We start from the raw sequence: 14690 nt of genomic DNA, 5'->3' as shown, positions 1-14690 counted from the left end.
CTCTCAACTCAAAAATACCAAAGCGCAGATCCGCGAGACTCAACCCATGGCTCTCGCCGGCGCTGCCAGACAGGTGACTTCGACACGTGACTCGATGGCGTCCGCCAGGCGCAGCAGGTTGTCGCTGAGCCGTCCGTAGTCTTCGCTGAACAACACGATGTGGCCGATAAACGAGGTGTTGTCCTTCACCAGTGCGGTGACCGAATCACTGAGGCGTTTGGCGTAAACCCCTTCCACCAGATCGATGTTCAGATCCCGGGCCAGGGACTCGATGTCCGGCACGTAGCGCAGCAGTCCGCCGGCCGACGCCCGAAGTAGACGGATGCCGCAATAGCCCCGTGCAACGGGATCGTGATGGTCGGTCTTGCCTTCTACCGCCCATCTGACCCAGCGCTCCCATGGATCGAAATCGACGAACGCCAGCCTGGCCAGGTCCCAGATATGCATGCCGCCGGGGCGCATGTTGGTTTCCACCGCCGACGTCAGGCCGTCGGCGCGCAGGAACACCTCGTTGTGGTACGCGCCGTTATCCAGCGAGACCAACCCGGACATGTGTCGTCCGGCGGCCGCCAGCCGGGCCTGCACGTCTGCCGCCAGCGGTGCCGGCACCACTTGCTGGATTTCCGCGCGATAGGCGCCTTCGGTGGTGGTTTTCTCAGTGACCCACGTGCTGCCCGCGACGAAATCCCAGCTGTATTCCCGGGCGTTCTGGATCAACTCTTCAAGGACGATGCCGCCCTCGCGATACGGCTTGAGTGCCTGCCACGCCTCATCGCATTCGGACGGATGATGGATGACCCGACAACCTCTGCTCGCGCCTTCGCAGGCGGGTTTGATGAAGGCTTTACCGCCCAGCTCAACGACCCGTTGACGCAGCTCCGCGAGACTGTCGATGCGCACGGAAAACACCGCACGATAATCTTCCGGCGAACGCTCGGCCGCCGCTTCCAGCTTGCGAAAGATTTGTTTATCCAACCCCGCACGCGCCTCGGCCGGGGTGATGCCGGGCAAACCGTAATGGCTCGCCAGCGCCGCGCCGAGCAGTACGCCACGGTCGGAAAACGGCAGCACGCCGATCAGCTTCCAGTGATCGGCATTCAAGCACCCCGCCACCAGTTCCAGGGAGTCGGTGACGTCTTCCGGCGCCAGGGACGTGCTGCAGACGTGATCGGCCACCTGGTCGTCATCAGGCTGAATATTCTCGACCAGCAGGATCAACCGGGCGTCGTAGAGTTTTTTGCAGAGGTCGCGCAGCTTCTGGATATCGTGAACCCGGTTGCCGTTGTACCCGACCACTACTACGCATGACGTGGTGCTCATGAAACCTCCGACCTGTGGAGTAAAAAACGCAAACGCGGTGACTCAGTCGTGCAGTGACGCGTTGGCTCTGCGGTTGAACCAGTACCAGGCGAGGATGCCGCCCGCGCCGATGGCAGCCAGTACCAGAGCGCTATAGGACGGCGGCATCACCCGCATGATCAGCACCGTCAGCCCGGCACCGACGCCCAGGGACACTTCCTTGACGAACATGTTGTTTTGTTTGACGGAGAAGTAATCGAGGTAGCTGAACGCGCACTCGGCGATGGACAGCAGCGCCACCCAGATCAACGCGCCGGCGAGGGTTTCGACGTGGAACGCCGCCGGTGACGAGAGCACCGCGAAACCACCGATGATGATCCCGATGACGGCCACCACCTTGAAGCGCCCGGTACGTTCGATCAGTTTCATCACCGGCACCTGGGCGAAGACCACCACGGCGCTGTTGAGGATCAGCATCAGGCCATACCAGGCCGGCAGTTCACCGGTTTTGAGCAGGATTGCCTGGGGCAGGATCGAGAACACGCCGAACAGCTTGATGCCCATGATGATCCCGGCGATCACCCACGGCAGTTTGTTGCGCCAGCCGCTGCCGTCGTGGGTGGTCGGTTGGGCGACCGTCGATTGCGTGGTGAAGGTCGCGCCCATGGCGATGGGCAGGCACAGCAGGACAAAACTGGCGGCGCCGAGAAAAAACATCGTCGGGGTCAGCAGCGGCGAGAGCAGGATCAGCCCCGCCACCAGACTGCCCATGTTCATGGCGACGCGGTTGTAGGCCGCGCCCTCTTTGGTCTGGGCGGCTTCGCTCTTGATCAGATAACCGGCAATGGCAATGCCGTAGGCGAACAACGCGGCGGCGAACATCACCATGCCCTGATTGCTGGTGACCGCGAGTAATACCAGCCCAAGGGCGGCACACATCAGTGTGACGCTCAGGGAGCGACGGCCCAGCACCAATAGCGTCAGCGGCAGTAACAGCAATAACGCGCGATACCCGAGGGCGAGGATGCTGTTGGTGGCAGTGTCGAGCCAGACGTTGGCCTTGCCCAGCACCGCGAACAGCGACACGGCAGTGATGATTCGAATCGTGAACAGGCGAATGTTAATCACCGGTTTAGCGACGGCGACCGTTGTTTGAACACTCATGCAACACCTCTGGAACCAGCGATTATTCAGGCGTTCAGCGCGAACAATCAGGAAAGTCTGTAAGGTGATGGTAGAGAGAGTCGCTTGTTTTCATCAGAGCAAGTTCGTATAGAATCAAACGAACTTTACTGCCGGAGAGACCAGTAAAATGCAGGTTCAGCGAGCAGTGATCGCCGCCATCGAGTTCCAGCCGGGAGTGCCGCTGGTCCAGCAGATTGTCGATCAATTGTCGGTGGTGATCAGCCAGGGCGGGCTGCCTCACGGCTCGCGGCTGCCGCCGATTCGCGAACTTTCCGAGTTGATGAACGTGGGCAAGTCCACGGTGGTGGATGCGCTGGACCGCTTGCGCGCCAAGGGTCTGGTGGTTTCACGCCAGGGTTCGGGGCATTACGTGCACCGTTCCAGCCTCACGCTCAAGACCGATGCCGGCCCCGACCTGCAACCTCAAGACACACTGAGCGTGGTCCGCCGCGCGGTACTGCAGGACAACGGCGCGCTACGCCCAGGTGCCGGTTTCCTGCCGTCCTCGTGGCTGCCGGCAGAAGAATTGTTGAAAGCCGTGCGCGGCACCCTGCGCGCCACCTCCCTGCGCATGGGCGAGTACGGCGTCGCCGCCGGTTATTTGCCGCTGCGCGAAGCGTTGCGGGTCAAACTGGCGACCTTGGGCATCGAAGTGCCGGTGGACCAGATCATCACCACCGCCAACACCGTGCAGGCCATCGACATGCTGATGCGCCTGCTGGTCAAACCCGGCGACACGGTGCTGCTCGACGACCCCTGCTACTTCACCATGCACACCAACCTGGCCTTGCATGGCGCCCGGGTCATCACCATTCCCCGTGCCGCTGAGGGCATGGACCTGGACGCCTTCGAGCAATTGCTGATTGTCCATCGGCCCGTGCTCTACATGACCAACAACACCCTGCACAACCCGACCGGGCACTCGTTCTCCCCGGCGCAGGTCTATCGCTTGCTGGAGTTGAGCCACCGATATGGTTTTCACATCGTCGAAGACGATTTGTATTGCGATATGCAGCAACGAACGACACCGCGCCTGGCAGCGGGCGGGCTGGACAACGTCAGTTACGTTTCTGGCTTCTCCAAGACCCTGACGGCCAACAGTCGGGTCAGCTATGCGGTGCTTTCGCCGCAACTGGCGGCACGGATGGTCACCCTGAAAATGGCCTGCGGTGGCATGACGTCGGAACTGGCGGAGCAGATTATCTGCACGATGCTCAGTGACGGCAGCTACGCCAAACACACCCGGCGCACGGTGGATCGGCTTTACGAGTCGAGCAGTCGGGTGAGCCGTTGGTTGGTGGAAGCCGGTTGCTCGGTTTCATCGCTGCCCCATGAAGGGTTGTTTCTCTGGACGCGATTGCCCGAAGGGCATCATGCCGAAACGCTGGCGAGGAAGGGGCTGGATATTGACCTGGTGCTGGCGCCCGGCACCCTGCTCAGCAAAGCGCCGGATGCCAGTCACTTCCTGCGTTTCAACGTGGCGCACAGCGATAACCTGCAGGTGCGGGAGCGGTTCTTGCGGTTGCTGGACACACCAAGTCAGTAACTGACCACCACCGTCCCTGTGGGAGCGAGCCTGCTCGCGAAGAGGCCGACACATCGAGCATTGATGTCGCCTGATGTACCGCCATCGCGAGCAGGCTCGCTCCCACAAGGGTTTGGCGGCGGACACAAAAATTGCGGCTACGCAGGTTTAATTGCAGGAACAAGCTTGCTCGCGAACGGGGCGACACAGTCCACCCGAGCACACGCAATAAAAAACCCCGCACTTCTCACGAAGGCGGGGTTTTTCTTTACAGCATCCGACGCTTAAGGCGCGTACGTCAGCAGCAGCTCGGTCGGCACTTTGAAGTCCAGGGACATCATCACGCTCAACGCGGTAATGGTGAAGATCGAGAACACAAACAGCTTGCGTGCCCAGACCGTGTCATCCACTGCCTTGTAGCCGGTCCAGGCCATGTACAACCAGTACATGCCCATGGCTGCGGCGACGGCGAGGTAGCTCATGCCGGCGTAGCCGCTGAAGGTCAGCATCAAGGTCGCCACGAGGAAGGCCAGGATGTAGATCAGGATGTGCTTCTTCGCCACTTGAATCCCGCGCTTCACCGGCAGCACCGGAATCGAGGCGGCCAGGTAATCGTTGAAGCGGAAGATCGCGATGGCGTAGGAATGCGGCATCTGCCACAGGCTGAACATCACCAGCAGCGTCAGTGCAGCCATGTCGAAGCTGTTGGTCACAGCCACGTAGCCAATCACCGGCGGCATCGCGCCCGACAGACTGCCCACCAGCGTGCCGTGAACCGACTTGCGCTTGAGGTACAGGCTGTAGAAACCGACGTAGATGACGAAACCGATCACTGCGAACAGCGCGGCCAACGGGTTGGCCACCTTGTACAACAACGCAACGCCGGCAACACCCAGGACGGTCGCGAAGATCAGGGCCAGTTTCAGGGAGATCAAGCCCTGGACCAGCACCCGGTTCTTGGTGCGTTCCATCTTGATGTCGATGTCGCGGTCGATGCAGTTGTTGAACACGCAACCGGAAGCCACCACCAGGGACGTGCCGATCATGGCGGCCAGGAAAATGGCCAGATCGACATGCCCTTTCGAGGCCAGGAAAAATCCGCCTGCCACTGAAAGCACGTTACCGAAAATGATCCCCGGTTTGGTGATTTGGATAAAGTGCTTCAAGGACATCCGGACTTACCTCACTTCGCCATCATGTTGGTGTGGATGCTGAACATGATCCACAGCGACAGGCCAACCAGCAGGACAATCACGATCGCGGCGAACACAAATGCAATCACGTTGTTACGCTGCGCGGCGGAACGGTCCAGGTGCAGGAAGTACACCAGGTGCACCAGCACCTGGATCACTGCAAACGCCAGGACGATCCACAGGGTGAGCGATTTCGGCAGCGACGGGTACATCACCAGGCCGAAAGGAATGACGGTCAGGATCACCGACAGGATGAAACCGATAGCGTAAGACTTGACGCTGCCGTGGCCGGCGTCGTGGCTATCGTGGGAATGAGCGTTAGCCATTTACATAGTCCCCATCAGATAAACAACGGTGAATACGCAGATCCACACCACGTCCAGGAAGTGCCAGAACAGGCTCAGGCAGCTCAGACGGGTCTTGTTGGTCGCCGTCAGGCCGTTTTTCTGCACCTGATACATCATGATCGCCATCCAGATCAGACCGCTGGTCACGTGCAGACCGTGGGTACCGACCAGGGTGAAGAACCCGGACAGGAAGCCGCTGCGGCTAGGACCGAAGCCCTCGGAAATCAACACGTGGAACTCGTTGATTTCCATGCCGATGAAGCCGGCGCCGAACAGGAAGGTCATGGCCAGCCAGCCCAAAACCTGGTTCTTCTTGCCCTTGAACAACGCCAGCATGGCGAAGCCGTAGGTGATCGAGCTGAACAGCAGCAGAGCGGTTTCGCCCAGTACGTACGGCAGCTCGAAGATGTCGTGGCCCGACGGGCCACCCGCTACGTTGTTAACCAGTACCGCGTACGCCGCGAAGATCGATGCAAACAGGATGCAGTCGGTCATCAGGTAGAGCCAGAAACCGAATACGGTCATCTCGCCCGAGTCGTGGTGATGGTCATCGTGCCCATGTCCATCGACATGGGTGTGTCCAGCATTGGTCACTAAGTTCGACATGGTTTAAGCCTGTTCCAACGAGGTTTCAACACGGGTGGCGGAGGCTGGAACTTTCCCGGCCGCTACCAGACGCTTGTGCTGCTCGGCTTCGATGCGCTCGATCACGTCGACCGGCACCATATAGCCTTGATCATCACGTGCAGCGTGGATCACGAAGTACACCACGGTGCCGATCAGGCCGAATGCAGCCAACCACCAGATGTGCCAGATCATCGCGAAACCGAACACGGTCAACAGAGCACCCATGACCACACCGGTCGCGGTGTTGTTTGGCATGTGGATCGGTTCGTACTTGGCCGGAGCCTGGTACGCGGTACCGTTTTCCTTGGCTTCGGTGAACGGATCGATGGTTTCTGCTTTTGGCAGCACAGCGAAGTTGTAGAACGGTGGTGGCGACGAGGTCGACCACTCCAGCGTGTGGGCATTCCACGGGTCGCCGTGTTCGCACATGTTTTCTGGCTTGTTGCGGTCACGCACGCTGACGTACAGCTGAATCAACTGGCAAGCGATGCCGACGGCGATCATCACCGCACCGAACATGGCGACGTACAGGTACGGCACCCACTCAGGGTTGGTGGTGGCGTTCAGACGACGGGTCATGCCCATGAAGCCCAGTACGTAGAGCGGCATGAACGCGACGAAGAAGCCGGTGATCCAGAACCAGAACGCTGCCTTGCCCCAACCTTCGTGCAGCTTGAAGCCGAACGCTTTAGGGAAGTAGAAACCGAAGCCGGCGATGTAACCGAATACCGCGCCGCCGATGATCACGTTATGGAAGTGCGCGATCACGAACAGGCTGTTGTGCAGCACGAAGTCAGCACCCGGGATGGCCAGCAGTACGCCGGTCATACCGCCGATGGCGAAGGTCACCATGAAACCCAAGGTCCACAGAACCTGGCTGGTGAAACGCAGACGGCCCTGGTAGATGGTGAACAGCCAGTTGAATAGCTTCACCCCCGTCGGGATCGAAATCAGCATCGTCGCCAGACCGAAGAAGGCGTTGACGCTGGCACCCGAACCCATGGTGAAGAAGTGGTGCAGCCAGACCATGAAGCCCAGGATCGAGATCGCGCCCGAGGCGTAGACCATCGAGTGGTGACCGAACAGACGCTTGCCGGTGAAGGTCGAGATGACTTCGGAGAAGATCCCGAACGCCGGCAGAATCAAGATGTAAACCTCGGGGTGACCCCAGGCCCAGAAGAGGTTGACGTACATCATCGGATTGCCACCAAGTTCATTGGTGAAAATGTGGAAATCCATGTAACGGTCAAGCGTCAGCAGTGCCAGGGTAGCGGTCAGGATCGGGAACGAAGCCACGATCAGGACGTTGGCCCAGGTGCAGGTCCAGGTGAAGATCGGCATGTCCATCAGTTTCATGCCAGGGGTACGCATTTTCAGCACGGTGGCGAGGAAGTTGACCCCCGTCAGCGTCGTACCCAACCCGGATAGCTGTAGCGCCCAGATGTAGTAATCCATCCCCACGCCCGGGCTGTATTGCAGGCCCGACAGCGGCGGATAGGCAACCCAGCCGGTCTTGGCGAATTCGCCGACGCCCAGGGACAGGTTGATCAGCACGACGCCGGAGACCAGCAGCCAGAAGCTCAGGGAGTTCAGGAACGGGTAGGCAACGTCACGCGCGCCGATCTGCAGCGGCACTGCAAGGTTCATCAGGCCGGTGAAGAATGGCATCGCCATGAAGATGATCATGATCACACCGTGAGCGGTGAAGATCTGGTCATAGTGTTCAGGCGGCAGGTAGCCAGGCGAACCCTCGGTGGCCATGGCCAACTGGGTACGCATCATGATGGCGTCGGCAAAACCGCGCAGCAGCATGACCATGGCAACGATGATGTACATCACGCCGATTTTCTTGTGGTCGACCGAGGTCAACCACTCGGTCCACAAGTAAGTCCACTTCTTGAAATAAGTGATTGCAGCGAACAGCGCCAGACCACCGAGCGCGATCATGGCGATGGTAATCATCACGATCGGTTCGTGGAACGGGACCGCTTCCCAACTTAATTTACCAAACATCGTTTACTCCTCTGCCCCGGCAGCTGAATGCGAACTCATGTCCATCCCTTCCACGTGGGCCACTTCTTTCTCTTTCTTCTCGTGCTTCAGCGGCTTGCCCGGCTTCATACCTTCGTACTTGTCAACGATGATCTGGAACTGGTTCGGCGTGACCGAGGAGTAGAGCTCGACTGGGTTGTTCTGGCTCGGTTTGGCAAGGGCTGCGTATTCAGCTTGATCAAGCTGTTTAGGTGACTTCTTGACTTCACTTACCCAGGCGTCGAAATCTTCCTGGGAAGTGGCGATAGCCTTGAATTTCATACCGGTGAAACCAGCACCGCTGTAGTTGGCGGAGATACCGTCCATTTCAGCGTTCTGGTTGGCGATCAGGTGCAGTTTGGTCTGCATGCCGGCCATCGCGTAGATCTGGCCGCCCAGCGCCGGGATGAAGAACGAGTTCATCACGGAGTCCGAAGTCACCTTGAAGTTGATCGGCGTGTGTGCCGGGAACACGATCTTGTTGACGGTGGCGATGCCTTGCTCCGGATAGATGAACATCCACTTCCAGTCCAGCGCGACCACTTCAATGGTGATCGGCTTGACGTCGGAGACCAGCGGCTTGTAAGGGTCCAGTGCGTGGGTCGACTTGTAGGTGACGTACCCCAGGGCAATGATGATCAGCACGGGAACAGCCCACACCGCGATCTCGATCTTGGTGGAGTGCGACCACTTCGGCGTGTACACGGCGTCGGTGTTGGACGCGCGGTATTTCCAGGCGAACAGGAACGTCATGACGATGACCGGAACCACGACCAACAGCATCAGCAGCGTTGCGGTGATGATCAGGTTTCGCTCATCCAGGCCAACCTGGCCCTTGGGATCGAGCAAGGTCATGTTGCAGCCTGACAGCAGCAAAGTGCCGATCAGCGGCAATAAGCCTAGTAGTCTGGGGTACCTGTTTTTACTCATCTCACGACCTCTAAAGCAGCTTGCGCAATGCAGTTGGGTTTTGATCGCCAACACTTCACCCTGCCAAGGGTTGGCATTTTCTTGGATTGAATAAGGGCTGCCCGTCGCGCGTCAGACGCTGCTCGACAAATCCTGGGCAAGCGGTGAGTTCTTATTCGAATTCGTGGTCAAAGGCCTTGTTACAGACCAATTCCATTTGGTGCGGATAGTTGGAAGGCACCGACACCAGAGGCGTCGCATGAAGCCATCTGGCCTCTCGACGTCCTATTGCTGCTCAAGCACCTGAAGCAGGGTGAGCAGTGCCGGGAATTCAGTGCGGGCGATTGTAGATATGTAACGATTCATAAACCATGTCTCATCCCGAAATAATTTTTATCCATTCCAGCAACAATCATTAACGGTTTTCGCAAAAGTGCGGCATCTTATCGAAATTCATTCTCAACAAAAACACCAAAAAAAGTAGGGCTACCACGCGCAGTTCAGACAGTATCCAAGCCTCTGCCTCTTCCCTCTATCCTGCCTCAACCCCCATGCGACAAGGCTTCTGGCAATTTGCCAGGGCCTGTTAAAACTGCCTGTTCCAGGTTGAGAGCATTAAAGCCAGCAGCGAAATTAGAAGACCCATTTCATTGCGTCTACGCATGCCAATCCGACTCGTTGAAACGCCTTGCGACACTCGCGCTGTGACAACATGTCGCACATGCGCCGCACCCGTTCTTGTCGTGCATCAAGGTCTTTTTTTACCCACACCCTGAAACGCAAAACGCCCCGGCTCTCTCAACGAGGGCCGGGGCGTTTTCAGGTGTTATGCAGCGATGCGGCGAATGACCTCAGCGCAGTGCCTTGCGGTTGCGCGAGGTGAGCAACGGCACCAGCACCACCACCAGGACAAAGGCGATCAGCGCCCATTGCGCCAGCGACAGACCGAGGATCGGCGGATACGGCGTGGAGCAGAAACCGTCGACCTGGAACCCCAGCGGGAAGATCTTCGCCAGCGGCAGACCGTCGACAATCGGTTGCAACACGTCGATGCCACAGCTGACCGCGGGATAGAACTGGGTATAGACGTGATGCCCGGCTACGCCGACGCCCGCCAGGGCGCAGATCACCACCAGGGTTTCAAACACCGTGATGCTGCGGCGGGTGCGCATTGCCGCGCCGATGAACGCGAAAATCGCGATCAGCAGCAAGGCATAGCGCTGCAGGATGCACAGTGGGCACGGCGCCTCGCCCAGCACGATCTGCATGTACAGCGCGCCGCCGATCAGCGCCAGACAGATGATGCCCAGCAACACCAGGTAGCGCCGCTCACGGCCCAACCGCATCGTTTCCTCGCTCATTGCGTTTCCCTTCTAGATATCGATTGACCGGAAGTCTACACGCTGGCCCGGACCTTGGAGAGCCCGGGGCGCATGGAATAGATGTCGGGAAATAAACGATAAGGTGGTTAAGAAGGGATTAAATCCGGGCTATTTCCAGAGATTTTCATGGTCACACGACCGCATCGCCAGCAGGCTGGCTCCCACTCTGGAATGCACTCACAGGGACTCTGACTTTGGAATGCATTCACAGGCTGGCTCATTTTGGAATGCATTCACCTGTGGGAGCCAGCCTGCTGGCGATGCAGTTGATCAGTCGCCGTAGATATCAGACTTGAAATACTTGTCCGAAATCTTCTGATACTCGCCACTGGCGCGAATGCCGTCGATGGCCGTGTTCAGTTGACTGACCAACTCGGTATTGCCCTTGCGCACCGCAATCCCGGCGCCCTCGCCCACATATTTCGGGTCCTTGAGCTCTGGCCCGACAAAGGCGTAACCCTTGCCTCGTGGCATCGACAGGAAGTCGCTGAGCGGGATGGTGTCGGCAAAAATAGCGTCGAGGCGACCCGCCGCCAGGTCCATGTAGATCTCTTCGTTGTTGCCGTAACGCTTGACGTTGATGCCCTTGGGTTCAAACACCTCGGTGGCGTAACGATCGGTGGTGGTCGCGCGCTGTACGCCGATGGTTTTGCCTTTGAGGCTGGCGTACTGGTCATCCACCACCGCGCCTTCCTTCATGACCAGTCGCGAGGAGGTGAAATAGTACTTGTGGGTGAAGTCCACCGACTTCTTGCGGTCTTCGTTGATGGTCATGGACGACAGCGCCATGTCGATTTTCTTCACTTTCAGGGAAGGAATCAGGCCATCGAACTCACCTTCGACCCAGACGCACTTGACCTGCATCTGCGCGCACAGGGCATTGCCGATGTCGTAGTCGAAACCGACGATTTCGCCTTTGTCGGTTTTCGACGCAAACGGCGGGTACGCCGCTTCAATACCGATGCGCAGGGTTTTCTCGGCGGCGAACAAAGTGCTGCACGCCAACAGGCTCATGGCCAGACCGGTGATGAGGGGGAATTTCTTCATGTTCGTTCTCTCGCGGGTTGTTGTTGGTTTGGCAAGACAGAAGAAAGAGCAGAAACAGGGGACGCCTTTTTTGTACTTATAATTCCATACTGGACTTTTATGTATAAGTCGTCAATTAGAGGAAGGAAAATGTGCTGGCCGATAGTCGGGTGGTGAGCAATGAAGGTATTGGGTGTTGCTAATGACCCCATCGCGAGCAGGCTCGCTCCCACAGGGGATCGTCGTCGTACACAAATTTTGTGTTCATGGAGATCAACTGTGGGAGCGAGCCTGCTCGCGATGGGGCCAGAGCAGCCGACAAAAACGTTTGATCACTGCTTCCAGCGATCCGCCGCCGCATGATCGCTGTCACGCCCTTCAACCCAACGGGCGCCGTCACTGGTGTTCTCTTTCTTCCAGAACGGTGCGCGGGTTTTCAGGTAGTCCATGACAAAGGCGCAGGCATCGAACGCGGCCTGGCGGTGTGCGCTGGCGGCGCCGACGAAGACGATCGGCTCACCCGGTTCCAGGGCGCCGATCCGATGGAGCACTTCCAGCTTGAGCAACGGCCAGCGCTCCTCGGCCTCGATGGCGATCTTGCCGAGGGCCTTTTCGGTCATGCCCGGATAGTGCTCCAGGAACATCCCGGCCACGTCGAGCCCGTCATTGAAGTCGCGCACGTAACCGACAAAACTCACCACCGCGCCGACGCCAACATTGGCGGCGTGCATGGCGTTGACTTCCGCCCCCGGATCGAACGCCGTGGACTGCACGCGAATCGCCATGGTTCAGCCCCCGGTCACGGTCGGAAAGAACGCCACTTCATCGCCATCACTGACCGGCTCGTCGAGTTGGCAGAGGTCTTCGTTGCGGGCGCACATGAGGTTCTGCTCGCTCAACACATCGGCGCCATCGCGTTTGGCCAGCAGTGAGCGAACGTCATCGACGGTGGCGAAGTCACCTTCAACCTTCACCGAATCGACGCCCAGTGCTTCTCTATAACGAGCGAAAAACTTCACGGTGACGTTCATGGCTGATCCGCCTGGTAATGACCGCTCTTGCCGCCGAGTTTCTCCAGCAACCGCACGCTCTCGATGGTCATGCCACGGTCCACGGCCTTGCACATGTCATAAATCGTCAGCGCCGCGACACTGGCTGCGGTCAGCGCTTCCATCTCGACACCGGTCTGCCCGGACAACTTGCAGCGCGCGACGATACGCACGCTGTCGTCGCCTTCGGCGCTCAGTTCGACCTTGACGCCGGTGAGCAGCAACGGATGGCACAGAGGGATCAGATCGCTGGTTTTCTTCGCTGCCTGAATGCCGGCGATGCGCGCCACGGCAAACACATCCCCCTTGGGGTGACCGCCGCTGACAATCATTTGCAAGGTTTCGGGCAGCATGCGCACCAGCGCTTGGGCCGTGGCTTCACGGAACGTCACGTCTTTTTCAGTGACGTCGACCATGTTGGCGCGACCTTGGGAATCGAGATGAGTCAGCACAGGGTTACTCCTGATCAAGAGCCCCGATTGTAAACCTGTGGGTCAATCTTGCGCACGATTGATTATCCGATCACATCGAACCCTGTGGGAGCGTGGCTTGCCCGCGATGCAGGCTCTGCGGTGTTACAGACAAACCGCGCGGATACCATCGCGGGCAAGCCACGCGCCCACAGGGTTTTGTGTCAGGCATAAAAAACCGGGCGGCTTTGAGGCCGCCCGGTTCTTTGATGCGGGGTTACAGATGCGATTCGGCGTATTCGGCCAGAATCGAACGTGGCACCCCTTGCAGGGTGATGTGGACGCCGTTCGGGAAATCCTTGAAGCGTTCAGTCAGGTACGTCAGCCCGGAACTGGTCGCGGACAGGTAAGGGGTGTCGATCTGCGCCAGGTTACCCAGGCACACCACTTTGGAACCGGCGCCCGCACGGGTGATGATGGTTTTCATCTGGTGCGGCGTGAGGTTCTGGCATTCGTCGATCAGAATCAGGCTCTGCTGGAAGCTGCGGCCCCGGATGTAGTTGAGGGATTTGAACTGCAACGGCACTTTGCTGAGGATGTAATCGACGCTGCCATGGGTGTTTTCGTCATCCATGTGCAAGGCTTCGAGGTTGTCGGTGATGGCGCCCAGCCAAGGCTCCATTTTTTCCGCTTCGGTGCCGGGCAGGAAGCCGATCTCCTGGTCCAGGCCCTGAACGCTGCGCGTCGCGATGATCCGGCGGTAGCGCTTGCTGACCATGGTCTGCTCGATCGCCGCCGCCAATGCCAGGATGGTTTTCCCGGAACCGGCCGCACCCGACAGGTTGACCAGGTGAATGTCCGGATCAAGCAAGGCGTACAGCGCCAGGCTCTGATAGATGTCACGCGGTTTCAAGCCCCAGGCTTCCTGGTGCAACAGGGGTTCCTGATGCAGGTCGAGAATCAGCAGCTTGTCTTCGTCGATTTCCTTGATCCAGCCGACAAAACCCTGTTCGTCGATGATGAACTCGTTGATATGCACGGCCGGAAGGTTGTCGATCATCTTCACCTGGTGCCAGGTGCGACCATGATCCTGGCGGGTTTCGACGTCCTTCACGCGGTCCCAGAAGGAGCCGTCCATGTTGTGGTAGCCGTTGGGCAACAGTGAAACGTCGTCAACCAGTTGGTCGGTGCTGTAATCCTCGGCCGCGATCCCGCAGGCACGGGCCTTGAGGCGCATGTTGATGTCTTTGGTGACCAGCACCACGGGCAGCTCTGGCGAGCGCGCGTGCAGGTCGATCAACTGGTTGATGATGATGTTGTCGTTCAGGTGCTCGGGAAGAATGATGTTCGGTTCGGCACGTTTGCTCATCAGAATTGACAGCAAACCTTTTGGCCCGCTTTTGCCACGCTGGATCGGCACACCCAGTTCGACGTCTTCAGGGCTGGCCTCGCCCAGCGTCTTGTCGATCAGGCGAATCGCCTGACGGCATTCCGCAGCGACGCTGTGGTGCCCGCTCTTGAGCTTGTCCAGCTCTTCAAGCACGGTCATCGGGATCGCTACATGGTGTTCTTCGAAGTTCAGCAGGGCGTTTGGATCGTGAATCAATACGTTGGTATCGAGTACATAAAGGATTGGCTGGTTGGAGGAAGAACTACGTCCGTGATCATCCATACTCGGTCACCTTTGTGGGAGCCATTCGACGCAAT

14 protein-coding genes are annotated in these 14690 nt (G+C 58.6%); 1 reads left to right on the top strand and 13 read right to left on the bottom strand.

Features of this window, described 5'->3' with window-relative positions; genetic code table 11:
- Positions 1-39: 39 nt before the first annotated feature.
- Positions 40-1320 carry an ATP-grasp domain-containing protein gene (locus tag F8N43_RS23430; RefSeq protein ID WP_150631916.1) on the bottom strand — a complete coding sequence of 427 codons (1281 nt, stop codon included), beginning with the start codon at positions 1318-1320 and terminating at the stop codon, positions 40-42.
- Between the two features lie 42 nt (positions 1321-1362).
- The gene (locus F8N43_RS23425) at positions 1363-2463 is read right to left on the bottom strand and encodes a hypothetical protein (RefSeq protein WP_150631915.1); all 1101 of its coding nucleotides are present in this window, start codon (positions 2461-2463) and stop codon (positions 1363-1365) included.
- Positions 2464-2611: 148 nt separating this feature from the next.
- On the opposite strand from F8N43_RS23425, the gene F8N43_RS23420 reads away from it, so the two are divergent.
- The gene (locus F8N43_RS23420) at positions 2612-4030 is read left to right on the top strand and encodes a PLP-dependent aminotransferase family protein (protein WP_150654439.1); all 1419 of its coding nucleotides are present in this window, start codon (positions 2612-2614) and stop codon (positions 4028-4030) included.
- A gap of 263 nt (positions 4031-4293) precedes the next feature.
- Here the strand turns inward: F8N43_RS23420 and cyoE are convergent, their stop codons facing one another.
- From cyoE to F8N43_RS23355, 11 genes are all read right to left on the bottom strand, one after another.
- Complete coding sequence (gene cyoE, locus F8N43_RS23410) at positions 4294-5181, bottom strand: heme o synthase (RefSeq protein ID WP_150631912.1); 888 nt, start codon at positions 5179-5181, stop codon at positions 4294-4296.
- Between the two features lie 11 nt (positions 5182-5192).
- Positions 5193-5528: a cytochrome o ubiquinol oxidase subunit IV gene (gene cyoD / locus F8N43_RS23405; protein ID WP_084320724.1), complete on the bottom strand. Its 336-nt coding sequence runs from the start codon at positions 5526-5528 to the stop codon at positions 5193-5195.
- Entirely contained in the window at positions 5529-6155 is a 627-nt protein-coding gene (locus F8N43_RS23400) for a cytochrome o ubiquinol oxidase subunit III (protein ID WP_008044529.1), read from the bottom strand.
- Positions 6156-6158: 3 nt separating this feature from the next.
- Positions 6159-8189 (bottom strand): cytochrome o ubiquinol oxidase subunit I, encoded by a 2031-nt coding sequence (cyoB, locus tag F8N43_RS23395; protein WP_150631911.1) that lies wholly within the window; start codon positions 8187-8189, stop codon positions 6159-6161.
- Between the two features lie 3 nt (positions 8190-8192).
- Positions 8193-9137 carry a ubiquinol oxidase subunit II gene (cyoA, locus tag F8N43_RS23390; RefSeq protein ID WP_150631910.1) on the bottom strand — a complete coding sequence of 315 codons (945 nt, stop codon included), beginning with the start codon at positions 9135-9137 and terminating at the stop codon, positions 8193-8195.
- 830 nt (positions 9138-9967) lie between these two features.
- Positions 9968-10477 carry a disulfide bond formation protein B gene (locus tag F8N43_RS23380; protein ID WP_032828589.1) on the bottom strand — a complete coding sequence of 170 codons (510 nt, stop codon included), beginning with the start codon at positions 10475-10477 and terminating at the stop codon, positions 9968-9970.
- A 291-nt stretch (positions 10478-10768) separates the two neighbouring features.
- A complete protein-coding gene (locus F8N43_RS23375) occupies positions 10769-11545 on the bottom strand; it encodes an ABC transporter substrate-binding protein (protein ID WP_150631909.1) in 777 nt (258 codons plus the stop codon).
- Between the two features lie 311 nt (positions 11546-11856).
- Entirely contained in the window at positions 11857-12309 is a 453-nt protein-coding gene (gene moaE, locus F8N43_RS23370; protein WP_150639245.1) for a molybdopterin synthase catalytic subunit MoaE, read from the bottom strand.
- A 3-nt stretch (positions 12310-12312) separates the two neighbouring features.
- On the bottom strand, positions 12313-12555 hold the full coding sequence (gene moaD / locus F8N43_RS23365; RefSeq protein WP_150631907.1) for a molybdopterin converting factor subunit 1: 243 nt from the start codon (positions 12553-12555) through the stop codon (positions 12313-12315).
- Positions 12552-13025 carry a cyclic pyranopterin monophosphate synthase MoaC gene (gene moaC, locus F8N43_RS23360; protein WP_150631906.1) on the bottom strand — a complete coding sequence of 158 codons (474 nt, stop codon included), beginning with the start codon at positions 13023-13025 and terminating at the stop codon, positions 12552-12554. Before moaC ends, moaD begins: the two co-directional genes overlap by 4 nt.
- A 235-nt stretch (positions 13026-13260) precedes the next feature.
- On the bottom strand, positions 13261-14655 hold the full coding sequence (locus F8N43_RS23355; protein WP_150631905.1) for a PhoH family protein: 1395 nt from the start codon (positions 14653-14655) through the stop codon (positions 13261-13263).
- Positions 14656-14690: the final 35 nt, after the last annotated feature.

Origin of the sequence: Pseudomonas fluorescens (genome assembly GCF_902498065.1) — a bacterium.
GTDB lineage: Bacteria > Pseudomonadota > Gammaproteobacteria > Pseudomonadales > Pseudomonadaceae > Aquipseudomonas > Aquipseudomonas fluorescens_BJ.
Note: the sequence above shows the minus strand (reverse complement) of the source record. Positions and strands in the feature narration are given on the sequence as shown.